Below are 24,113 nucleotides of genomic sequence, written 5' to 3' on the forward strand. Positions count from 1 at the left end.
TTAACTTGAATTGATATAGGAGGGTTACTGTACAAACATTTTTTGCAAGAAGCCTTTTTTCTGTTCCTGGAGCAAATTTAACTTACGTTGATGAAGAGCGATGGTGTCATCTAATTGTTTGAAGAATGAACCGATTTTACTCTGTTCTTCAATTTTTTTAGGAACACGAGCATAAAGTTTAGCAAATTCTTTCATTCCAATCCCTTTTGCAGTTCCTCCAGAAGAATTCGCATTTAATATATTTTGAACAATAGGACTTCTTAGTAATTGTGCAAAAAAATTATCGTCCGTTTCTTTTGAAGATTTAAAGGCAACGGCTCGTTGATTTAATATATATCCGTTATTATCAGGTACTTGAGCCACATTGCCCAAAGGGGCTTCTGTTGTAAAAAGAACATCTCCTTTTTCTAATATATTGGTTCCCATCCATCTTTCAAATAATTCTTGATTTCCATACTTTGCTTCAGCAGATTTATCAATGTATCCATTTTTTACATTCAAAGCTGAAAGAACGAGATATCCTTCTGTACCCCATTCCATTCCAAATTTAGTTGGGCTTTTACCACGATAATCTAGTACTTTATCTACATTATCTAATAACTTACGCTCTTCCCAATCGTCAGTGAAACCAGCAAATCGCAGTTCAGGAACTTTTGCGCCATTTTTAGGGAACATTTTTTGCAAGAAGCCTTTTTTCTGTTCCTTGAGTAAATCTAACTTACGTTGATGAAGAGCGATAGTGTCATCGATTACTTTAAAAAACGAACCTATTTTACTCTGTTCTTCAACTGCAGGGACATTGATTATAGCTTCTTTGATATCAGTAGAATTAATACTCTCAAATGTTGATCCAGTGCTATATCTAGTCCAATATCCGTCAGACTTCATTTTACCAAGACTTTGAAATATAAATTCATTACCTTTGATGGCAGCGACACCTCGACCAATAACCACGTTATAAGCTGTTTTACCAATATTTCCAACTGGTGCTCTGACACTTAGAATTAGATCATTTTTTTCAGCTTGTTTAGTAACTTGAGTTGTCCATACTCTTGGGAAAACATGCCCATTTTTCATGTCAGCATTACCTTGCACAAGAATATAATTATTAGGGTTGTCAGTATAATTTTCTGAATTAGGAGACTGTCCCATAACTATTTGAACTTCGTCCCCTAACTTACGCTCTTCCCAATCGTCTGTGAAACCCTTAAATCTAATTTGAGGTGTTTGCTTACTCATGATCTCCACCTGCCAAAATACGCGTAGTTGATTCAATGATTAACTGACTATCTTTATTAACTGCTAATTCGTTCATCATTGCTAATAAGTCTGATTGCTTTTCTGACAACTCATGATCTATTTTCGCAATTTCATCACTGACTTTTACCAAATCTACGGGCGCCTCATCTTCAAAGGTATCGACATATCTTGGAATGTTTAGGTTGAAATCATTTTCCTTAATTTCATCATAACTTGCGACATGTGAATACTTTTCAGTATCAGTTCGTTCTTTATACGCTGCAACTATCTTTTGAATATGTTTTGGTGAGAGCACATTTTGTGTCTTTTGCTTATCAAAATCTTGTGACGCATCAATAAACAAGACATCACGACTTGAGCGGTTCTTTTTCAAGATAATGACCGTTGTTGGGATACTTGTGCCATAAAAGATGTTAGCTGGTAAACCAATCACCGCATCAATGGCGCCCATTTCTAGTAATGCCTGACGAATAGTGCCTTCTGCTGCACCACGGAACAAAACACCGTGTGGCAAAACAATACCCATTGTGCCACTATCTTTCAAATGATAGAAACCATGCAGTAAGAAGGCAAAGTCAGCTTTTGTCTTAGGTGCCAGTTTACCAAAACGCTCGAAACGTTGGTCTGATAAAAAGTTATCTGCCGCTGACCATTTTGCTGAATATGGTGGATTCATGACAACAGCGTCAAATTGATGTGGTTCTTCGGTTGGCCAATCCGAATCTAATGTATCACCATTATTTAGATTCATACGATCTTGATCAACACCGTGTAAAATCAAGTTCATGCGTGCTAAGTTATAGGTTGTTGTATTCAACTCTTGACCATGATAATGAACTTGCTTAGGATTTGACAAGTAGCGACGAATATTCAACATCAAAGATCCTGATCCCATGGTCGGATCATAAATATGAAATGGTGCACGATCTTTTTGTCCAATTGCGGAAATTTCTGAAATAATGCGTGATACTGCTTGTGGTGTATAAAATTCTCCCGCTTTCTTACCAGCCCCTGCCGCAAATTGACCAATCAAATATTCATAGGCATCACCAATCACGTCACCATCATGTTCAAATAAATCAATCTCGTCCAATGCACGCAATACTTCAGTGATTGTCACATTGCGTTGTTGTGCATTCGACCCCAACTTAGTTGAATTTAAATCAATATCTGCGAACAAGCCTTTGAACTGATCACCTTGTCGCTCTAATTCATTAAAGCCAGCCTGCAAGTCCGTTAGATTAAATTCATAACGATCTGCTTGCTGACGATAGGTGTAGAATAATTGACTTGGTTTGATGAAGAAGCCTTTTTGTAGTTGAATAATTTCGGTTAGTTCTTCTGAATCGTCTTCAAACCAGTCAATCAATGTTTTATATTGAACGCTACGTGCAGGAAAGTCTGTCGTTTGACCATTTTCTTGTTCATATACTTCTCGTAATTCTGAATCAGACAGATACTTATAGAAAACCAGTCCTAATAAATAATTTTTATACTCACTGGCAATCCATCTTGCCACGTAAAATATCTGCTGCTGCCCATAGTTGTTGCTCTAACCCTGTTGCCATTATAATTCTTCTTTCCACTTTTGAATAAGATCAAAACGTTCACGTAAGCGTTGTTCGATAATCTTGGTACGCTTACGATATTTTTCACCAGTTTGAGACTCAAAGTCTGCTTTTGATAAAGTCATTGTCTCTAATATATCAGATAAATAAGGAATAACTTGTTTATCACTGCTATATTCGTTGGCTGCCGATTTTAGAAATTCAAGCGATAACCCAAATTCTTTTGCTTGAGTTTCAGTTAATTCTGATATACGTGCCTGAATCACTTGCTCTTTTAAGGCAATCACATCAACTTGATCATCGTTGTCAAGAACCTTCGCTTTTAATTCTTGATACATAGGCTGGACTACGGGATCTTTAGCTTGAATTTCTTTATCAAACTTTGCTAGTGCCCCTGCTTCCTTATCTTGAATTGCTTTGAGTAACTGATTAATATAAAAGCTATCAACGTTTTCTTTATGAGTTGCATTTTGTGTTGATGAAAATACAATGTCTGCTAATAATTTATCGATATCTACTTGGTCATCGTCACTATCATCAATTTTCTGCTTAATCTCAGCTTTTAGATTTTCTGCTTTCCCTTGGAATGTCGGTAATTGATTAATAACCGGTGCCAAATCATCGGCTTCATTTTCATAATCATCATAGCTCTTCAAGGCTTTATAGGCATTTTCCAACTTTTGATAGGCTTTGACCTGATCAATCATACTTGGTAAATGCCCGGGATTTTCTTCTAAAATAACTTCTGATTGGAAATACTGATTAACTAAATCGTCAAACTCAGTTCGTACGTCGCTATATTCTTTGGGTACCAGTGCCTCAAAATTTTGGTTTTCATTAGAAAACAATCTAAAAGTATCTTGAACGTTTTCTTTCATCGTTTCTGGCTTACGGAACGTCACAATCATACCTGCATCTTTACCAGAGTAAATACGATTAGTTCTAGAAAATGCCTGTAATAATTTTTGATACCTCATTTCACGATCAACATATAATGTTTGAATTGTTGGTGAATCAAAACCAGTCAGTAAGCGATCAACGACAATGACTAAATCCACCCACTGCCCATCGGATTGATATTGCTTTTCTTTTCGTGCTAAACGTTTGTTGATATTTTGGTTATATCGTTTTTCGTCTGTATAAGCTGGTGTATCATATTGTTTTGAATACTCAGCCATAATTCGGAGTAGGTCATCATCTGTATGATCTTTGTCTTGTTGATCAGGATCTGTCGAAAAAGTAATTGCTACTCGAGGAAAATCAGGATCTACGAGTTGATGACGTTCATCAAATGGCCGTCCCGTTATCAATGTTCTCTCTTGCTTCATTTTTTGCAGCATAGCATAGATTCTTTTAGCTTGCGTAATAGAATGAGTAGTCAAGATGCCAGACATAGTTGGATAACCATTTTGCACCTTAAACTTTTTAATCAGACTGCGACGATCAAATATTTTGAGCAACATGGCACGAATGTGTTGATCTGTCTCGTAAATTTCATTTGGTAACAAACGCTCTTGTTCAACTAACGTATCAGGGACATAGTCATGGTTTACTCGTGCAACAATTTCTTCTTGATCACCTTCAGGTAATAATGAATGATACTCCACTTGAAATCCTAGTACCGCCTCATCATCCATGGCGTTTTTGGTTGTATAAGCGTGCAATAAATCACCATACTGTTGTTCGGTAGTTCTGGCATACGTTCCGTTTTCTTGCTTTTTATTTTCCTCAAAAATAGGTGTGCCAGTCAAGCCAAACCACGTCGAATTTGGTAATATTTTTTTAATGCGCCGCATTTCTTCATCACTGACGGCGCGATGCGCTTCATCAACTATGAAAACAATATGCTCTTTTCGCAAACGATCAAATTGGTTATGACCCTTGACTTCACTTTCTGCCTGGGCGGAGCGCATTGCTGCTGAAAGCTTTTGAATGGTTGTAATCATAATCGTGTTGTTGTTCTTCTTGGACAACAACTGTTGTGCTAACTGATGCTGATTCTTAATCCCGACAATCAAAGTATTACTAACGCTGTTCCCCGTCGTCTGTCCAGTATGATATTCTGAAGCAAACTTTGTAAATTCATCTTGCGTTTGAGAATCTAAATCATTACGATCGACGACCATGATTGTGCGGTCAACGCCAATTGCATTCTGCGCTAACAACTTTGTTGCCACAAAACTGGTAATGGTTTTACCGGAACCAGTCGCATGCCAAATGAAACCACCTTCATGCAGCGCGGCTTGTTTTCTAATTTTTCGAATGGCATGAATTTGATAAGGTCGAAGAACCATTAAAAACTTTTGGCTTTTCTGATCATCAACCAAAATCGTATATTGACTAATTAATTCATGGGCATCAGGAATTCTCAAAACAATACGAGCAAAATCAAACAAATCAGGAACCGGTATGTTTTCTTCTGTACGCCAATTGAACAAAAATTTAGTCATTTGCTGATAAGCGGCATCAGTATCTTCACTGGGACGAGCAAAATATTTTGTTTCGACCTTATTAGACACAACGAAAAGTTGCGTTGCCGCATAAATACCATTAAAGAAACCATCTTGAGCATACCGCTGAATCTGATGATAAGCTTGCATATAACCATCTTTTGCAGATTCTTTTTTTAGTTCAATATGAATAATGGGTAACCCATTAATCAACAGTGTCACATCACCTCTAGTGCTGCGTTCTGTATCTGGCACAATTTGATGAACAACCTCATACGCTGAGGAGCCACCGGCAATGTCTTTATTGCGAAATACTTCAAGGCTAATCCGCTCACCTGTTTCTCGTTCTAACAGTATTTGAGCAACACCATTTTCACCTCGCAACCATTGTGACGCTAAGAAAGGTGAACTGGTTAAACGCAAAAATTCAACTTTTACACGGTCAAACTCAACATCTGTTAAGAGGTCACCTTCTAACAAGGCTGTATTTAAACGATTAAGATGGTTTCTAAAGTTAGCCCAAAGATCGGCTTCTGTTTGTAGTTCAGGTCTAAATCGCCATTGATTCTCTTGCTCACTTAAAATATAGATAAATTGATTTTCTATTGATATTTCTGAGGGCATAATTAAAAGATCCTTCTTTTGATAAAATATATTTACGAAATAGCATGTAAGATGAATTTTGTAAGTAATTTTTGCTCCTTCTATTATGACACGAAAAGTATACAAAACAATGTTTGCTGGACAACTATTAAATAAAAAAGCCTTGGAAGGCTTTTTTTAGATTAGCTTATGATAGTAATAATTATGTTAACGAAAATTGGTATGCCTCGTTTAATCTCTCTTGATGAATGATTCGATTACTTTATTTTGCTTTGCAATCTTTCTTGATGAGTCACTTTCAAGAGCGCCATACAAAGTTCTAATCATGCTTGTGTAATCCACTCCGTAATCTCTTAAACTATCGACCAATCGTTCTGCAAGTATTTCTGTTTCCACCTCAATATCGGATAGCATGTTTTTATGCAATGAATTTGCCAACCAACTTGCATGTTCTTTTGTTAAAAATTCGTTCCTCATTTTTCCTTTTTTCTACACATAAAAACTGAGCGTTTTTGTTGTAAACACAAACTTAATATAAAAGACTAGCTAGAAACGATGCGTGAATAAAATATTTCTACCGCGTTAAACTATATTTAATTATTTCACTAATTTTACAATCTGTCCCATTATAACCAATTAAAAATGTATATCTATCTGAGAAAGAATGAATTTTCTCAAAATATTTGACAATTTTTTTACTGGGAAAATTAGTTCACGTTCGATATATACGACACGTTTACGTTTTGTACCGTGTGTTCTATAAACTCTATTATCAATCAAAAAGGATGAAAATTCTTCCATTTCAGCTTGATAACTGTCCCCAAAAAAATTCTCCCAATCAGGGGTTAACTTAATAAGGTGTTGCAATTTACCTTTAGCAGACAACTCTGATCCTGAATTTTCATATTTTTCTCCTGCAAAAAAAGTCTCAATTCCAGAAATTAACATTACTAATGTAGTTCCGACTGGCACTTCATAAAAACTCGAGTTTAGATAGTTTTCTGCTAAAACTTGAATTTTTGTACAAGTAAACCAAGATTCCAAAATAGTTTGAAAATCTTTTTTTATAGAACTATATCGTATCTCGTGATTGATGAGTTTTTCTTCTTTTGGTAAAAATGTGTTTGAAATAAACCAATTCTCTCGTCTATCGTCCCTTTCATAACCTATTACTGATCCATTTACGCTTATAGGTTTTCCTATTTTTTGCATACCTAGCGTAAATCGATTAATACCAATTTTTTGATTGGTTATTATTTGCAATAAATTACGAATTTGACTGGATAATTCTAATGTAAAACTCCTCGTCTGTTCTTTTTCAAAATCAACAATCAAAATAGTTGAAAGGTTTTGCTCATAGGAAATTTCTGTTTGTTGTTTACTGAATCCAGTCAGCACGGTTAACGAAAATGTTTGATTTTCAAATCTTAAATCGGAAAATATTTCACTTTCTGACGTTTTTGTTGAATTTATTTGCCCAAATCCTGAAAGTGCCCCATTTATACCAAACCAATTTACAGCATTATCTAAATCAAATCCTGCTTTTGTTACTTTTTTTTCTAGACTAAAACTACTTGAAATACTAAAGTCTTCAATTTCCCATTTTGATTGATGAAAATTATTGATAGAACTTGAGGATGAACTATATTTGCAAAGTCGCAAAGTAAACTTTAACGCTCCATCCCACGTTTCAGCAAACCAAGTTTCTTCATTGTATAAATCTTCGTCTTCTTTGTGTGATTCTTTAGTCCATCTTTCTATCATTCTGTCAGCGACACTATTTGGCAATTCTAAAAATGTCCCCGTTTTATTTTTTTTGATAAATCCTGAAACCTTATCTTTATTGGGAAGTTTATTTTGTTTAAGCATTTGAGGGCTTAGGGTTTGTAGTCTGACAAAAATGGGATACCTAAATTCAGATCTTAAAGTAAAGTTTGAATATTGTTTACGCATGAATTTATTCTCCATAATCTAATACCCCCGAAACTAAAAAAAATAAACTATGTTTATTTTATTCATTTACGTAGATAATCCTATAATTTAATTCAATATTTTTTTAATTAAAAGTTATTATGTTTTTATTTAAGTTAATCTTTTATTCACATGTTGTATTTCGCCAATTATGTTTTGTAATTCTAATCCGGTATTTACTTTTGAGTAAATAGAACAGATGATGAACATTTGTTTACCCCTAAAATTGACAGATTTTGACCTGCCTTTTGATGCTGGTATGTGATGATGCCCGTGTATCGCTCCAATAATATTGTAGTTTTCAAATAGTTTATACAGTTTGTCTAATGAACAGTTGTTCTCAGAACTGTAAGCCATACTTTGGGATGAAAGCATACTTAACTCATTAGAACAAAGGTGCATGGGAAATAATAATTGTAGGGGTTGTGTAATCTGTCCCTAGCAAATTCTTAAGTGATGTAAACATGAATTTCTGAACTTCTAGTTTTCTTTTGATCAAAGATACAGGATTTGTTAAGCCAATATATCTCACTCCGTGATAATATAGTGCTTCGTTATTTAGGATAGCCATATTAGGAAAACGTTTAGAAATACTGCTTTTAATTGCTTCATAAAATGAAGAATCACCTATAGGCAGGTATGGCCAAGATTCGTCCGGTAAAATAAATAGTAACCAAAACCAAAATAGTTCCTTAAACTCATCAAAACTATCGAAATCTTGGTCATTCAAAAACTCATTAAATTGAATTCGATAGGAATTGATTAGATTCTTTATTTCTTCTACTCCAAAATAATTTAAGCTGCTTTTTTTCTTAAATTCTTTTTGGAATTCTGCTTGAAATTTTAAAAATGTTTCATTATTTTTTAGTGTAATAATGTCAGATAATTCATGATTTCCAATAACCATTAGTCCGTTGATAGACGGATTTTCAACGAATGAATCAGATAAGTCTCCTACAAGTATATTAAAATTATCATTTTCAAATGGTAATTTGCCATTTAAAGAATGAATATCAGATACAACATTAATAGAATTATTATTACGTGTTGGCAGAACATTTTTGAACATTGGTTCTAGGAGTGACGGTGAAATACTATGAGCAATATAGTTTTTCCTAAGACGTTTTAATTCTTCTCCTACCTGCGAATGCAACATTGGTTTTGAAACACTGACTCGCTCAGTATCTAAGGTCATTAGAACCTCACTAATATCATTTTGTGTTTTGTTGGGAAGTAAATTGAAATTAGGTTTGGAATAACTAGAAATATACTCATGGTGGTATCCGGATGTTGTAAGTTCATTATTTTCAACGTTTTCAATTGGTATTACCCTTTCACCATCAGTAGCAATTGGTAGCTCACTTGTGGTTTCTATGATAAATTTTAAAAATTCAACTAAATATCCAGTAATCCCAGTGTTTAAATTTACATCGTACAAAAATTTTCCTGGTAGATTAGCAGATAAAAGACCGGTTTCATCATGCTGCAACATCCTACCAAGAATCTGAATCATAAATAATGGATGGCTAAAAATAGCATCATAATAACTTTTTGCTAAAGTTTTAGGTTTTCTTGATTGAGTTAACGATTCTGTAATGTATTTCATTACATTTGATTCATGGTTAACGAGGTATTCTTTCGTTGAATTTGGGTAAAGAAATGTCAAAATAGCTGCCCGTTGTATATAATTTCTGCCAGTGTCGTATGGTATTGCCGAATATACAATTTTGTCTTTTTTTCTAATTATCATTTTCGATGCTTTAATATCAAACTCAATATTAAAATAATCGCCTTTTCGAATAATTTTGTGAACTGATCATCTTCTGTTTTCAGGAAATAATTCGAATGCTTTCTTTAGCTCTTCAAAATTTTTATCTGTTAATCTATTCTCGACGAGAGATATACTTTTAGATTGTTTGAGCATCTTAGCAGCAGATTTTGTATCCTTTAATTTTTTTTCATAAGCCTCGCGTAAAACACCTCTCAAAATATTATTCTCTAATTCCTTACTCAAAAATTGGATTATTTGTTCAAGTTTTTCGAGCTTCCGTAAATCATTCAATTCGCTTTGATCTCCATATAGTTAATACCAATATTATAGCATTCCAATTCAAATACAGCTGGTTCAAAGTCCATAAGTTATTTTACCTACAGTATCTCATTTAATAACATACGTTTTTATGAATAGAATTAATCGATATTTAACTTCATAATAACCTTCTATCACAGTCCTCTTGATATTTCTGTCTCGTATTCTTCTTGAACTTTTTCTTGTTCAACTTTCTTTTGATTCCTTAGAAATTGATGTTCAGCGTTTGTTTCAGCACGAATGTTCTGCCGCCACAAGCGACTGATTCTATTAAAGGAACTACCCAGTATTGGCATTGCGCCATCAATCTGCTTTGATTTTGTCAACATATTACTATTTGATGAATATGTTTCAAAATTTTTTTCCTTGGGGCTACTCGCTTGTTTAGACTGATTTACTTTACTTTGTTGATTTTGCTTATTAAATTGCCTTCGCAATTCAAATAAATTTTTGTCAATATCTCTTAAAGAGGTATCTTTAATTTGTTCCAAATGCTTGTAAAGCTGATTAGCTAAACGCTTGCGGAACTCATCCTCTTTGTTTTCAGACCATTTCCGCTGGCCTTTATGCATCACGCCTGGTCTTCGATATTAATGGCATCAAATGCCTGTGCTAATGATTTGAAACTACTAAATTCCTCTTTCAACTCATTTTCGAACACAGCATCCAGTAATGATCTTATGCTAAGAAAATGGACTGTTTTTATTCAGTCCATAAAATAAGAATGTAGGAGCATTTTTCAGCAGTTCGTTGTGTTCAGTTAATTAGTGCGCTTTATATTTCTGTAATATACTCTGACAATACACTAGTTGCAATATTCTTATTGTATTTTTCTGATTTGAGATCGACTGAAAAACCGTTTTCATCAAAAAATTGGCCGGTAACATGATCAAATTTCGTGTCCAAAGAGAGAAGTCTTGCCACTGGAACAGAAGTATTTGTTAATGACTTTGTATAAGCCATTAAGTCACTTTTCACATCACCAGGGAAAAAACTATTGACAGTGGTTCCGGTGACTTTTAACTTATCAGCAAGTAAATACATGAGCAGTGTTTTATGTGTCACAGCCCACGCTGCACGTAGCATATCATTCAATTGTTTTTCACAAATAGGTGCCACTTTAATTGCTTGGGGATTGCCTGTTACAATAAGTACTCGGCTGTCATTCAATACATTCAAGAGAGACATAGTTAGATAATAATGGGATAGCAAGTTATTATCGATATTATCTTTACTGGTAGTTGGATAAATACCGGCACTATGAATCAAGACATCCACTTGATCTGTATTTTTCAAAATAAAATCAACAACCTTTTTACGACCTGTTACTGTTGACAAATCACCAGCCACGTAACTGGAATTCTCACCAAGATTCCTTTTTGCTAGCGCTAATTTCTTTTCGTTTCGTCCAACTAAAATTATCTTGTTATCCTTCACTAAATCTTCCGCAATAGCTAATCCAACTCCTGAGCCACCGCCAGTTATCACAATATTTTTCATTTTTACTAACCTCTTTCGTAATCAGCTGTTGTTTCCCATTCGTAATCCACCGTTAATGTCAACTATCGAACCTGTCATATATGTATTTAGTGCAACAGCTATAACCATTTGTGCAACTTCAAAAGATTTTCCAAACCTTTTTAATGGAATTTTTGATAAAGCGTACTGTTTCATTTTTCCTGATAATTTATCAGTCATCGAGCTGACTATCATTCCCGGACAAATTGCGTTAACTCTGATTCCATTTGCTGCATATTCTTGAGCATACAGGTGTGTGAAATCAATTAGCGCTGATTTTGATGCAGCATAATTTACTTGCCCAACATTGCCAATCTCTGCAATCGCCGAACTAATGTTTATAATTGCCCCTTCATTCTGGGTAATCATTTTTGGGATGACACAATTTATAACGTTGACAGTTCCTAAGAAATTGGTGTTTATCACATTTTTGAATTGACCAGCTGTCATGTTTACAAAAAGAGAATCATTTGTGAGACCTGCACAATTGACTAGAATATCTATTTTTACATCTGTAGAGAGTACTCTGTTTATTTCTTTGCTCATAGTTTGACTATCATTTATATCAAAAATGGCTACATTGATTAAATTTTGAAATTGACCCAAAATATCATCAGAAATTTCTCGTCTGGCGTGCAAAATTAAGTTAAAACCCTGAGAATCACAGTATTTAGCAATTCCGAGACCTATTCCTCTGTTGGCACCCGTAATGAAAACTGTTTTTTGATTGTTAATTAATTCTTTTAACATATTCTTTTATATCCTTTACGAAAGACCCTAACGTCTGTCCATCAATTTTTTCATCCAGAATAATAACGTGGAATCTATCTTCTAAAATATTTAATACTTCATAAAACTTATTCTTTTCTTGATAGTATTTTAGTACACCCCAACTGACTTCCGCTGGTATAAAATTAGGTTTTGATTCATACATACAAAAAGAATTACACAATTTCTCTTTTGAATATGAAAACACTGTTGATACAGCATTGATAATTTCTATTTCAATTTCATTATCATTTTCATCCACAAATTTTCTCCCGTTCTCATAATTCACAGATCTAAAAAAGCACCATATTTTTCATAATATTTTTTTGCATCTAAGTTATTACCAATATTTTTATAACATTTAGATATTAACAAAGAATATTCAGCTAGCATAAAAAAAGTTTCTTTTTTTATGACATCATCAAAACCTTTCAAGAGAACTGAAAGTGATTCTATATACCTCTCTTGTTTATATAAAAATACACCATATTGATATGAAATGACATTTAAATTTTCAGTGTTTTCTTGACATTTTAAGAAGGCATTATAAGCAGTGTCGAAATAATCAAAGCTTTTTTCAAAAAAACCAAAATCTAAATTTACAACCCCTAAAGAATTAATCAATAAAATTTCAATTTGATTCTTAGGTTGATAAGGTTTCTTAAGAGTACAAGCAATAGCAATCTTTAGATATCTTTCTACCTCAAGAAGATTACCTTTGGTCTGATACAAAGCACAGGCATAATAATAGTAGTAAGTTTGGAAATCCCTGTTTGATTCAAGCTGATCTAATATTTTACTTGACTCCATGTACTCTATCATTTCAGTGTATTTATGATTTTTACATAGTTGAAACACATGCTCAGCAAAATTTGAGGAAGCTTCAAAATCTAGTATCTGTTTTAAAAATGAGTTAGTCAAAGGAACATCTAGTCTTGCACACAATTTATAAAACAGAAAGACATTTGGCATATCACAACCACTTTCTATGCTACTTATAATAGCTTGTGAGCAAAGACCGTTAGCCAATTCAGACTGTGTAAGTTTTTTCCTTTTTCTACTCGATTTGATTAGTTCCCCAACACGTTTAGTCGCCTCATCCAGAACATTTTGCATAATTCCAACCATCCTCAAACATAGCATTCTTTTAATTTCTATTTTACCATTTTGATGCAAACGTGTTTAGAACAACTAATTCATGGCGTGGTTGAGATTTCCGCTAACCGTTTTATATTTTCTAAAAAAGTACTAAAGAATTTTGAAAGTGCTGTATTACATAAAGACAGAATTGGAGTAATTCTACTTGTTTCGTCTATATAGAATGACTGGGTTAAATGGGTTATTCCAGAGTCTAAAGTTTCAAATTCCCAAATAATACTGTAATCAATAATTTGACCATCAATTTTGTATTCAATAGAATTTTGTTTTTCCAAAATGAGTAACATATCTTGTCTATTAAATGCTCCGTGTCTTAAAATCAGGAATTCATTTTCAGCTACTGGCTCAATTCCCATAATATTAGGATCAATTTTTAACAGTTGAATACCATTCATTAAGATATTTGAAACTTGATTTTTGTCACTTTCTATCTCAATAGTTTCATACAATAATCTTTTCATTTCTTACCAACTCCTGACTAGGATCAAAATGTGAATCCATTCTCATTAGAAGAACAACTGCTTCATATTTACGCCGATCATCTAATTGCGTACAAGTGTCAACTTTTAGAATAGATAATAAAATATTTCGCGCAGAACAAAATTCATGATTCAAATTCATTGCTTTAGCTAAAGCCAGCATGTACTGTATGTTATTCCTGACCATGTCATTGGCTTTAACTAAATTTTTTAAATAACTTTTTTTGTCACCTAAAAACAAACTCTGATGCCCTTTAATGTAATACCACTCAGAACTTTTTTCAGCAATTGATGAAGCCTTGTTAAGTGCTGAAGTAGTCTTCATCATATAGTATCTTCCTTTTAAGGTTTTTATACCTTTAAGGTATCCTAGTCTTCCGTAAGCACGCGCGATTTCTAAAAAAATTAAATTTTGTTCTGATGAAGAACTGTCGAAACGAGCTAATAATGTTTTACCCAGATACAGAACTCGTTTATGATAATCTAATGGTGTATGATTCGCATCAGGATAACTTCTCAAAGCTTTTTGATTATCGTCAATCATCGCTTGAAGCATTTCTTCTTTCACATCTATTGATTCGACAGATTTGCTTTCTAGTTTTTCACGTGCCAGGCTACTTAACAACTGGATATTGGATCTACTAATGGCTGGTATTTCTTTTCTGGAGGTTTTTGGTATTTGGATTGAATTTCCAACGGCTACACTAATCTTTTTAAAATTCGGAAATATTGAAAACTTAGGTAAAACATCAAAATTTTCATGCATACCAATTGGTATCATTTCAACTCCCGTGACGTAGGATAAACTTTCTGCGCCATTTTTTCCAAAATACATATTCCCAGTTGGGGTTCTAGTTCCCTCAGGATAAATGACAACGACTGCCTTTTCAGTAATCAGCTTATCTTTTAGAACCATCATAGAAGACATGGCGTTTTTCGTCCTGTCAACAGATATACTATTTAAAGATAAATGCCACCATCTTGAAAATGGTTTTTCAAAGGCCTCTTTCTTGGTTAAAAAATAAACAGCTTGATTTGGATTTTGTTTTTTTAGAAGATATAAAATCACAAAATGATCCATGTAACTACTATGATTAGCGATGATTATACGCGGCCCATTAAACTTTAGATTCTCTAAACCTTTTACGTTGCCAACAAAAAAACTTACAGTTTTTGTTGTTAACTGTGTAAGAATCGTATTTATTAAACTCATTTACGTACACTCCTACATCTATATTTTTTCCATATAGTTGGTTAACTCTTTGATACTTAGTAGTGGTAAGTTAAACTTTTTGGACATAGTAATCAACTGAGGTAGTCGTGCCATTGTTCCATCTTCATTTAGAATCTCACAAATAGCGCCTACTGGCTCCTCATTTGCTAATTTAGCCAGATCTACTGCAGCCTCAGTATGACCATTCCGAACTGCAACCCCACCATCAAGTGCTTTGAGAGGGAATGTATGTCCAGGGTGAACAAAATCTTTCTCTGTGCTTGATGGATCTGCCAAAACTCTGATAGTTGCTGAACGATCAAACGCTGACACTCCTGTTGTAACGCCATGTACTGTCTCAGCATCAACCGAAAAAGTGAACCTTGTTCCATTGCTCTCTGTATTATTTGCCACCATCTGAGTAAGACCTAAACGGCGTGTAATACTCTCTCCAACAGGAGTGCATAGTAATCCTCTAGCATGTGTAACCATAAAATTTACATTTTCTGGACTCATTTTTGCTCCAATGCCAACTAAATCACCTTCATTTTCTCTATCTTCATCATCCACCAGAATGATTAATCCACCTTTTTTCATATATTTAACAATTTCTTCTACATTAGCCATTATTTGACTACCTCCTTTTTCTATATTACAAAGCATACTTTTATTTTTGTCTCTATTCACACCGAAATATCAATAATTTTTATCGAAATACTGATATTTCATTGAGTATTTACAATTGTCTGTATTTTTGGTAATCATCATCTACTTGATCTTTTTCTTGTTCAACTTTCCCAAGTATTGGCATTGCGTCATCAATCTGCTTTGATTTTGTCAACATATTACTATTTGATTAATATGTGTCAAAATTTTTTTCCTTGGGGCTAGGCGCTTGTTTAGACTGATTTACTTTACTTTGTTGATTTTGCTTATTAAATTGCCTTCGCAATTCAACTAGATTTTTATCAATATCTCTTAAAGAAGTATCTTCAATTTGTTCCAAATGTTTGTAAAGCTGATTAGCTAAACGCTTGCGGAACTCATCCTCTTTGTTGTCAGAACATTTTCGCTGACTTTTATTCATGACGCCTTAATCATCGATATTAAAGTCATCAAATTCCTGTGCTAATAATTTGAAACTAATGAATTCTTCTTTCAAATCGCTTTTGAACAAGTCATCCAGTTAAGCATTGGCTAACTGATTAGCTTTTACCATCTTGCATTTCTACCAGTTAATTATGTGTTCCCAACTTGTCAACGTCATTTGAGATGAAATTTTTGTTTTAAAAATTGATATACCATGCAATGGCTGGTTGGACTTCAGTTAATGTTTTGTATGCTTCCAAAATATTTGGGAATCCCCAACCTTTCACGACTGCAATTGGCTCAGCAGACATCAGCAGTATTGGATTACTAAATGGTGCAAAAGGTGTTGGCATTTCTGTCTCTGAGAATCCATCAATTGTGATCATCGATTGGACAGAATTAACCCAATTAGCACGTCCTATTTTAGCACCTGTGCAGTAAAAATTTACACAGATGGATGAATTAGCTATTACGGCTCTCGTTGATCACATACATCACCGCATACCGTAACTTTTACCGATATCACACTCAAGCAGGGCAATACGGTGGCAAATGTTAATTAAAACAACAAAAGAGTGTCAGTGTTTTTATGTACTGACACTCTTTTTAGTTATCTATTGCATTTTAGCTTCAATATTTGCTAATGTCACCTCTGAAGTAGACTCAAAATTCAGATCCGCTCGTGACAATACATCTGAAATACCAACTGCTAGTGATGTTTCACCTGCGCCATTGATTGAGGAAATTCCAGCAGCTGAATCTTCCAATCCAATGACATTTTCTGGATTTAAATGTAAGACTTCCGCAGCACGAATGAAGATTTCAGGATCAGGTTTTCCCTTTGTCAAAGTGGCGGGATTAACAATGTCAACAAAATACTCAGTTAATCCCAAATGATCTAGAATCATTGGTGCATTTTTAGAGGCTGAAGCTACCGACATTTTATAGCCGGCTGCCATAGCTGATTGAATGAAATCTTTCATGCCAGGTAAAACATCATCTTCCGTCAATGTGGAAATAAGTTGTTGGTAATGATGATTTTTCTTCTCTGCTAATGCTTCTTTATCCGCTTGCGAAAAATCATCAGCATGATTCCCAGCATCCAAAATCATTTGCAAAGAAGACATGCGACTAATGCCCTTCAAACTTTCAGCCAACTCTGGTGTCCAAGTTGTGCCAACCTCATCAGCTGTTTGATGCCAAGCTTCGCCATGAAATCGCGCCGTATCAGCAATAACCCCATCTAAATCAAACGCAAAACCTTTAATATCTGAAAATTTAGCCATTTTTATTTATCCTCACTTTTTTTAATTTGGTAAGTTACAGTATATGTTTTTGTTTCATTTGCCGGCAAAACAATATCACCAAAGTCTTCATGATTAACCGCGTCAGGCAAGCTCTGCATCTCAATAGCAAGCGCTGTTTTAATGGCACTGTTATCGTCAGGATTGGCAGTGAATACAACAACACCATTGCGATCTGAATCTACTGTCAAGGTCAAGCTTTCATCTGGTGAAGTTAGTTTTAATCCCTCGCCTTGACGGCTTAGATCTAATACCCAAGCATCATCATAATGCTCCTGTCCCAAGGCGTGCAAATGCGCAAAATCAAATTTTGTATTTTGATTATCAAGCACGTTACCGGTTGGAATCGTGTGATTATCAACTTCAAGATGTTGACGTGACGCAATTTGTAATTTATGCTGACTGATATCTTGATCCTTACCAACTAAATTAAAGTAGACGTGCGTCATTGGGTTGAACAATGTATTTTCAGTTGAAATGCCACTAAATATAATATCTAGACGATCCTCATCGTCCAATCGATAGGTTACTTGGGCAGCTAATTGTCCGGCGAATTCATCATCAAAAGTACGTGTGAAATTAATTTCCGCCGCTGTACCCAAATTTCTTGCTTCACCGTGCCAATTAACCGCATCAAAGCCATTGATGCCAGAATGTAAAACATTGCCATGATCATTTGATGTTAATGTAAAATGTGCCCCATTAATATCATAGTCAGTTTTTGATAAACGGCCGCCAACGCGACCAATTGTGTTTCCAAAATGGAATGGATTATCTAAATACGCGGCTAAATCATCAAATTGTACTAATAATTCTTGTTTGACACCATCACGTTCAACGGAAAATGACTGCCAAGTTGCTCCGTACGAAATCGCAGTAATCTGTGTGTGTTTAATATTTTCTAGGGTAAACGCCGTCACGATTTTTCCGTCAGGTAATTGTCCAAAATCCTTCTCTACTACTTTCATGATATCCTTTCCTGCTATACAGCAAATGAGCGATTTCTCGCTCATCATCAGGCTTATTACTTTGTCAATTCGACATCTTGTCCTAATAGGTCAATAACTAATGGTTCACCTGAAATCAATTCAACATGTGCACCTTGACCATCAACTGACACTTCCAAAACATGACCTCGGAATACCAAACGGAAAGCATATTTTGTCCAATTCTTTGGCAAGAATGGCTTCAAGTGGAGTTTACCATCACGCACACGCATGCCGGCAAATCCTTGCACAATCGCTAACCATGAACCTGTCATAGCGGTTATATGCAAACCATCTGACGTATCATTATTATAATTATCTAAGTCCAAACGGGCCGCGCGTTCGTACATTTCAACTGCTTTATCTTCCATTTGTAAGTCAGCAGCCAAAATTGAGTGAACAGATGGCGACAATGATGACTCATGCACTGTCAATGGTTCATAGAATTCAAAGTTGTTACGCTTTTCTTCTTCAGTAAACGCATCTGGGAAATAGAACATGGCATGTAATGTATCAGATTGCTTAATATATGGCGAGCGCAAAATGCGATCCCATGACCAGTTTTGGTTAATTGGACGAATGTCTTGTGGCATATCAGCGATTGGTGTCAAATCTTTATCCAAAAATGTATCATGTTGAACAAAGATATGCTTTTGACCTATCTTGGTATCAACATCAGCCTCTGGCAAATACATCTTATCAACAATTTCTTGCCACCTTGCTAATTCTTCATCTGTCAAAGCCAACTTAGCTTTTTCGTCAGCATGAATTTCATCGTAGTGTTCAAGTGAGTATTGCAAAACCCATTTTGCCATCCAATTTGTATAGAAATTGTTATTAACATTGTTTTCATACTCGTTGGGACCCGTGACACCATGAATCATGTACTTATCGTTTCGGGCAGAATAGTGGACACGATCTGCCCAGAAGCGTGCGATATTATACAAAACTTGTGCGCCATCACCGTCAAGCCATGAGTGATCTCCCGTGATGTTTGTATAATTATAAATCGCATAAGCAATTGTCGAATTACGGTGAATTTCTTCAAAAGTAATTTCCCACTCGTTGTGTGACTCAATACCATCAAAGGTGACCATTGGGTACAAAGCACCTTTTAAGCCTTGTTCTTTGGCATTGTGGAATGCACCATCCAATTGATCAAAGCGATATTGTAGCAATGAACGAGTCACAGACGGATCAGCAACACCAAGGTAAACAGGAATTGCGAAAGCTTCAGTGTCCCAATATGTGGCACCACCGTACTTCTCGCCAGTGAAACCTTTTGGTCCGATATTTAAACGTGGATCATTACCATAGTAAGTTGAGAATAACTGGAATAGGTTGAAGCGAATACCCTGCTGCGCCGCATCATCTCCTTCAATTTGAACATCAGCTTTTTCCCAACGATTAGCCCATTCTTGCGCGTGTGCTGTATAGATATCGTCGTATGTTTGTGTGGCAAGATCCGCAGTTAGTGTCTCGCCTGTTTTAATCGCTTGAGCTAGGCTATCATAATCACGCGAAGTTGTCACAATCACGCGCTTTTCAAAACTAACGGAACTTTTGGCTGGTACTTCGATGTCAAAGTTATCAGTCACTTCTTTTTCAGAGCGGTTCACACCATGCTTTTCACCGCCAACAAAGCTCTGACGGGCAACAACTGTAAATTGTGGCACACTAAACGGATTTTCAATCGTTTGCGTAGCGATAAACGATGAATTAGTCTCATTACCTGCATCCAAAACTTGCCAAAACTTTTCATCATAATTTGAATCTTCATTGACGACGTCAGCATCAATACTAGCATCAAAACGAATTTTGTGTGCTTGTCCATCAGCAGATGACAAGTCATAGTGAATATCTGCTAGTTCCTTCACTGCTGCTGAAACTAAGCGCGTAATTTTAAACGTCACGCCAAACACAGTAAATGTTCGATGCAAAACACCATTTTTCATATCCAATGACACTTCAAAATCAGTCACATCATTCTTAGCTAAATCAACTTGATTGTCATCAACGTAAATGTCTGCTTTGACATAATTTAGGGCATTGATAGCTTTGCCAAAGTAAAGTGGGTAACCATTTTTCCACCAACCGACACGTGTTTTATCTGGAAACCAAACACCACCAACGTAAATACCTTGATGTGTGTCACCGGAATAGACTTCTTCGAACATGCCACGCATGCCCATGTATTCGTTGCCCAAACTCGTCATAGATTCTTGGAGACGCTTATCTTTGGGATTCAAATCATGTGATGTAACTGTCCAAGGATCAACTTCAAAAATTCGTTTCATAAGACTTTCTACCTCTTCAATTTTTCGAATGCTTAGCTTCAGCGCTAATATCTACGACGACCGATCGTACATATTAACGCCGAAGCGTTAGCCATTATTGTGCATCTACTGGATTACTGTGAATTTCATTGATAAGCCCAACACTAACAGCACCAATTAACATTAAGATTCCGGATACTAAGATCATTGATGGGAAATGTGAACCAAGTGCAGGAAATAGTGCAAAACTAGCAACCGAAGCTAGAATTTGCGGCAAGCAAATTGAACCGTTAAACAATCCTAGATACGTACCCATGTGATCACCAGGCAATGCGTTGGTTACCATAATGAATGGGTATGCCATCATACCTGCCCATGAAATACCGATTAAAATAAATGAACCAATCAACAAATACTGTGAGTGAATAAAGAATACCGATGTGAAACCAATTGCCCCTAAAAAGAGTGACAAAGCATAACCCGTTTTGTTTTTAGTTGCTGGGATTTTTGATAAGACTAGTGACCACACGACGGCTGCAATAGCATAAACCGCTGACATGATACCAAACCAATTACCACCATTCTGATACCCAGCCGTTGTTGGATCAGTTGCATGGAAAATATTGTCTGCCACAGCACCAGTACCATATGTCCACAAATATTGGAATGCCATCCAGCAGAAGAACTGAGTCAAAGTAACCATCCAAAATGTTTTTGGTGCACGCTTTAACAAAGTCAAGAAGCCACCTTCACCATCATCTGGTGTATTCAAAGCATAGCCATGATATAACTCATAAGTGGCATCATCGTATTCTTTCACGTTAAAGACTGCAATTAGCGAAAAGATAACTAAGACTAACGCACCAACATAGAATGAAATAATCACAGAAGCTGGAACCTGACCTTTAGGTGCTGTATTAGCAACACCAATCGCTGTCAGCAAGAATGGAAAAATTGTTGCCAGAACAGACCCTGTATTAGATAAGAAACTTTGAATTGAGTACGCGTATGATTTTTGGTCTTCATTAACCATGTCACCCACAACCATCTTGAAGGGTTGCATTGCAACATTAGAACTCAAATCCATGAACAAAATTGTGATTGCTCCAAACCACAAACCAGCAGTAGTTGAAAAACCAAAACTACCTGAATTAGGCAACAAGAACATCACAATAACTGACACAAGAGCGCCAACCAATAGGTAAGGCATTCGACGACCAAAGCGTTTTGTCCAAGTGCGATCTGAAAAATAACCAACTAGTGGTTGAACAAACAACCCTGCCAATGGTGGTAGGATGAAGAAAAATCCTAACTTAGTGGGATCAGCACCCAAGGTCTGAAAAATACGTCCCATTTGGGAACTCTGCAATGAAAATGCCATCTGCACGCCCAAAAATCCAAAACTCAGCATCCAAATGGTGCTTAGCGGCAGGTTTGGCAACCCCTGCCCTTTTTTCTTATCTACCATCATTACTTCCTCCAAAATTTTTTTGAAACATAACTGATTTGCTCTAATCATGCATTATTTATATGAACAATTCGTGATGAAACTGTTTTTTTAGAAATCAGGAACATGTTCTGAACACCAATATATGTAACCGTTTACATTTTATAGTATAGAACATTTGGATAATTAATGGAAGCGTTTGCACAATGTTAACGATAACATTATGCAAACTTGTTGTTTATCGAACAGCTATAACTGCTGAAATGCTGGTATTTTCTAATTCTATCGTTTTTTGATTCAATTTAAAAAATAATTTGTGCGACAATTTTTTCAACAATTAAGACAAACGCTTGTCTTATAAGGTGTTTGATTTCGGCTGAACCGCACGTAGCACAACAAGTGCAATCTAATCGCTCGCACGGATAATCGTAGTCGGCAATTAGAAATTGTGCATTAAGTTCAATACTAATCTAACGATAAAACAATATAATAAATATCACGATATCCCTGCCGGCACATATATTGAGTCGTTTATTCAATGCCTGCTCGATTATTCACGTCAATAGATTGTCTCTCTGGCGTAATATCTAAGCTAATTTCCAGTGTCTAACCTTTTTGTTGTAAATTATAGCTAATCGAATCAATAATTCGGTTCAACTGTTGTAACATCTTCTAAAAGTAAGAAACGAATGACATAATGGCGTTGGTTGACTAATGACCGTACGACTTGACTTGGCAGATAGTCAACGGTCTTTTTTTATTGCATGTTGTACCAGCACCATCAGTTCAGGTGATACTTGATTTGGATGATTAATTACATGGCTAAGTGTCATTTTTGAGACATGCGCCTTTCGTGCAATATTATTTTAATTCACCACGTCTCATCACAAAATTCAGGTAAACGGTACGGCACAATCACGCTGGTTGCCTTAGTTTGCTCCAGGACAGAACGCTGATCGTTAAACAATAATCGAACCGCTTCACTGCCCAAACTACGTGGCAACACATCAACTGAATAGAAATCCTTACCACCAAGTCGTGCATATTCAGAACGATTAAAAGCTATCGTTGGCAATTTTGGATGTGTGGGTAAATGAGCTTGTGCTTGATTACGTGCCAGATAACCGATTTCGTCATCACTAGCAATAATGCCGTCAACTTCGTGATGCAATTCGAAATAACTTTCCAATACCTGTTTTTGCGCTTGAAAATCAAGTGGTAAAGATAAGACTTGACCGTCTGGTTGTGCAATATGAAAGCCGATTTCACGATTTCGCTCATAACGCCAATCAGCCAAAGTGCGAACAAGAAGCGGTGCTTTTAGGTTAAAATGGCCAACTAACTGTCTAGTTGCCTCTTCACCAGCTCGACGATTATCATTATCAACATATAAAACATCATTAGCTTGCTCGGGTTCACCAGTGACAACAACCCGGGCGTTGTTTTCTCGTAATAATTCAGAAATTGGATCATTTTCAACAGTGTAAAGCAGTATAAAACGGCGAACTTGTCCAGCTTCCACCATCATTTTAACGGCATTGTAGACTTCAGACCAATTGCTGCCCGTCGCAGTAGTCAATAAGTATTGTCGCGCAACGAGTTGAGAATTAATCCCGAATAGTAATTGCATTGAGAAAACATTTTCAGCACTATCTTCAGCTTGTGGTTGAAAAACAACCCCAACCGTGTTGCTTTCACTTTGTGTTAAGTTGCGTGCAGCAAAATTTGGCGTATATCCCATATCTTGTGCAATTTTTTTTATGCGTTCCTTTGTTTTAGCACTAATTTTCGGTGAGTCAGACAACGCGCGTGAAACCGTCGAAATAGCAACTCCGGATTTATTTGCAATATCTTGTATTGTTACCATAGCGACCTCCTGTACACGTTATTTTAACATGAAAAAGATTGGGACTGACGTCTCAATCTTTTTAAAC

General features: G+C 35.6%; 22 protein-coding genes and 1 pseudogene. 1 reads left to right on the top strand and 22 read right to left on the bottom strand.

What is annotated here, in order from left to right; translation table 11 throughout:
• Window positions 1-24: 24 nt before the first annotated feature.
• The 16 genes and pseudogenes from C5L21_RS06170 to C5L21_RS06245 all read right to left on the bottom strand — a co-directional run bounded on the left by C5L21_RS06170 (window position 25) and on the right by C5L21_RS06245 (window position 16,164).
• Window positions 25-1,239, bottom strand: a complete 1,215-nt coding sequence (locus tag C5L21_RS06170; protein WP_133286187.1) for a restriction endonuclease subunit S — start codon at window positions 1,237-1,239, stop codon at window positions 25-27.
• Window positions 1,232-2,828: pseudogene (locus tag C5L21_RS06175) on the bottom strand (type I restriction-modification system subunit M). Before C5L21_RS06175 ends, C5L21_RS06170 begins: the two are co-directional and overlap by 8 nt.
• A complete protein-coding gene (locus C5L21_RS06180) occupies window positions 2,828-5,902 on the bottom strand; it encodes a type I restriction endonuclease subunit R (protein ID WP_133286188.1) in 3,075 nt (1,024 codons plus the stop codon). Before C5L21_RS06180 ends, C5L21_RS06175 begins: the two are co-directional and overlap by 1 nt.
• A 210-nt stretch (window positions 5,903-6,112) precedes the next feature.
• Window positions 6,113-6,358 (bottom strand): hypothetical protein, encoded by a 246-nt coding sequence (locus C5L21_RS06185; RefSeq protein ID WP_133286189.1) that lies wholly within the window; start codon window positions 6,356-6,358, stop codon window positions 6,113-6,115.
• A gap of 159 nt (window positions 6,359-6,517) precedes the next feature.
• Window positions 6,518-7,834, bottom strand: coding sequence for a hypothetical protein (locus tag C5L21_RS06190; protein WP_133286190.1), 1,317 nt, complete (start codon window positions 7,832-7,834; stop codon window positions 6,518-6,520).
• A 403-nt stretch (window positions 7,835-8,237) separates the two neighbouring features.
• The gene (locus tag C5L21_RS06195) at window positions 8,238-9,602 is read right to left on the bottom strand and encodes a metallophosphoesterase (RefSeq protein WP_149282318.1); all 1,365 of its coding nucleotides are present in this window, start codon (window positions 9,600-9,602) and stop codon (window positions 8,238-8,240) included.
• 66 nt (window positions 9,603-9,668) lie between these two features.
• Window positions 9,669-9,914, bottom strand: a complete 246-nt coding sequence (locus tag C5L21_RS06200) for a hypothetical protein (protein WP_133286192.1) — start codon at window positions 9,912-9,914, stop codon at window positions 9,669-9,671.
• 161 nt (window positions 9,915-10,075) lie between these two features.
• Window positions 10,076-10,513, bottom strand: a complete 438-nt coding sequence (locus C5L21_RS06205; RefSeq protein WP_133286193.1) for a hypothetical protein — start codon at window positions 10,511-10,513, stop codon at window positions 10,076-10,078.
• 202 nt (window positions 10,514-10,715) lie between these two features.
• Window positions 10,716-11,441: an SDR family NAD(P)-dependent oxidoreductase gene (locus C5L21_RS06210; protein WP_133286194.1), complete on the bottom strand. Its 726-nt coding sequence runs from the start codon at window positions 11,439-11,441 to the stop codon at window positions 10,716-10,718.
• 21 nt (window positions 11,442-11,462) lie between these two features.
• Window positions 11,463-12,209, bottom strand: coding sequence for an SDR family NAD(P)-dependent oxidoreductase (locus C5L21_RS06215; RefSeq protein WP_133286195.1), 747 nt, complete (start codon window positions 12,207-12,209; stop codon window positions 11,463-11,465).
• Window positions 12,190-12,489, bottom strand: coding sequence for a hypothetical protein (locus tag C5L21_RS06220; RefSeq protein WP_133286196.1), 300 nt, complete (start codon window positions 12,487-12,489; stop codon window positions 12,190-12,192). The genes C5L21_RS06215 and C5L21_RS06220 overlap by 20 nt, the downstream gene beginning before the upstream one ends.
• 23 nt (window positions 12,490-12,512) lie before the next feature.
• On the bottom strand, window positions 12,513-13,343 hold the full coding sequence (locus C5L21_RS06225) for a helix-turn-helix domain-containing protein (protein WP_170167813.1): 831 nt from the start codon (window positions 13,341-13,343) through the stop codon (window positions 12,513-12,515).
• An 80-nt stretch (window positions 13,344-13,423) separates the two neighbouring features.
• Window positions 13,424-13,846: a hypothetical protein gene (locus tag C5L21_RS06230; protein ID WP_133286198.1), complete on the bottom strand. Its 423-nt coding sequence runs from the start codon at window positions 13,844-13,846 to the stop codon at window positions 13,424-13,426.
• Complete coding sequence (locus C5L21_RS06235; protein WP_133286199.1) at window positions 13,827-15,077, bottom strand: lysophospholipid acyltransferase family protein; 1,251 nt, start codon at window positions 15,075-15,077, stop codon at window positions 13,827-13,829. Before C5L21_RS06235 ends, C5L21_RS06230 begins: the two co-directional genes overlap by 20 nt.
• 18 nt (window positions 15,078-15,095) lie before the next feature.
• Window positions 15,096-15,704, bottom strand: a complete 609-nt coding sequence (gene ribB / locus C5L21_RS06240) for a 3,4-dihydroxy-2-butanone-4-phosphate synthase (protein ID WP_170167814.1) — start codon at window positions 15,702-15,704, stop codon at window positions 15,096-15,098.
• A 229-nt stretch (window positions 15,705-15,933) separates the two neighbouring features.
• Window positions 15,934-16,164 carry a hypothetical protein gene (locus C5L21_RS06245; RefSeq protein ID WP_133286200.1) on the bottom strand — a complete coding sequence of 77 codons (231 nt, stop codon included), beginning with the start codon at window positions 16,162-16,164 and terminating at the stop codon, window positions 15,934-15,936.
• Between the two features lie 221 nt (window positions 16,165-16,385).
• Here C5L21_RS06245 and C5L21_RS06250 point away from each other — a divergent pair, with 221 nt between their 5' ends.
• Window positions 16,386-16,607 (top strand): hypothetical protein, encoded by a 222-nt coding sequence (locus tag C5L21_RS06250; RefSeq protein WP_133286201.1) that lies wholly within the window; start codon window positions 16,386-16,388, stop codon window positions 16,605-16,607.
• A 173-nt stretch (window positions 16,608-16,780) separates the two neighbouring features.
• On the opposite strand, the gene pgmB is transcribed toward C5L21_RS06250, so the two are convergent.
• The 6 genes from pgmB to C5L21_RS06280 form a co-directional block, all read right to left on the bottom strand.
• Window positions 16,781-17,452 (bottom strand): beta-phosphoglucomutase, encoded by a 672-nt coding sequence (pgmB, locus tag C5L21_RS06255; protein ID WP_133286202.1) that lies wholly within the window; start codon window positions 17,450-17,452, stop codon window positions 16,781-16,783.
• 2 nt (window positions 17,453-17,454) lie between these two features.
• The gene (locus C5L21_RS06260; protein WP_133286203.1) at window positions 17,455-18,438 is read right to left on the bottom strand and encodes an aldose epimerase family protein; all 984 of its coding nucleotides are present in this window, start codon (window positions 18,436-18,438) and stop codon (window positions 17,455-17,457) included.
• 56 nt (window positions 18,439-18,494) lie between these two features.
• A complete protein-coding gene (locus tag C5L21_RS06265; RefSeq protein WP_133286204.1) occupies window positions 18,495-20,753 on the bottom strand; it encodes a glycoside hydrolase family 65 protein in 2,259 nt (752 codons plus the stop codon).
• Window positions 20,754-20,847: 94 nt separating this feature from the next.
• A complete protein-coding gene (locus C5L21_RS06270; protein WP_133286246.1) occupies window positions 20,848-22,200 on the bottom strand; it encodes an SLC45 family MFS transporter in 1,353 nt (450 codons plus the stop codon).
• Window positions 22,201-22,922: 722 nt separating this feature from the next.
• The gene (locus C5L21_RS09615; RefSeq protein WP_241652883.1) at window positions 22,923-23,012 is read right to left on the bottom strand and encodes a helix-turn-helix domain-containing protein; all 90 of its coding nucleotides are present in this window, start codon (window positions 23,010-23,012) and stop codon (window positions 22,923-22,925) included.
• 38 nt (window positions 23,013-23,050) lie between these two features.
• Window positions 23,051-24,046 carry a LacI family DNA-binding transcriptional regulator gene (locus C5L21_RS06280; RefSeq protein ID WP_133286205.1) on the bottom strand — a complete coding sequence of 332 codons (996 nt, stop codon included), beginning with the start codon at window positions 24,044-24,046 and terminating at the stop codon, window positions 23,051-23,053.
• Window positions 24,047-24,113: the final 67 nt, after the last annotated feature.

Origin of the sequence: Leuconostoc citreum (genome assembly GCF_004354555.1) — a bacterium.
GTDB classification, from domain to species: Bacteria; Bacillota; Bacilli; order Lactobacillales; family Lactobacillaceae; genus Leuconostoc; species Leuconostoc citreum.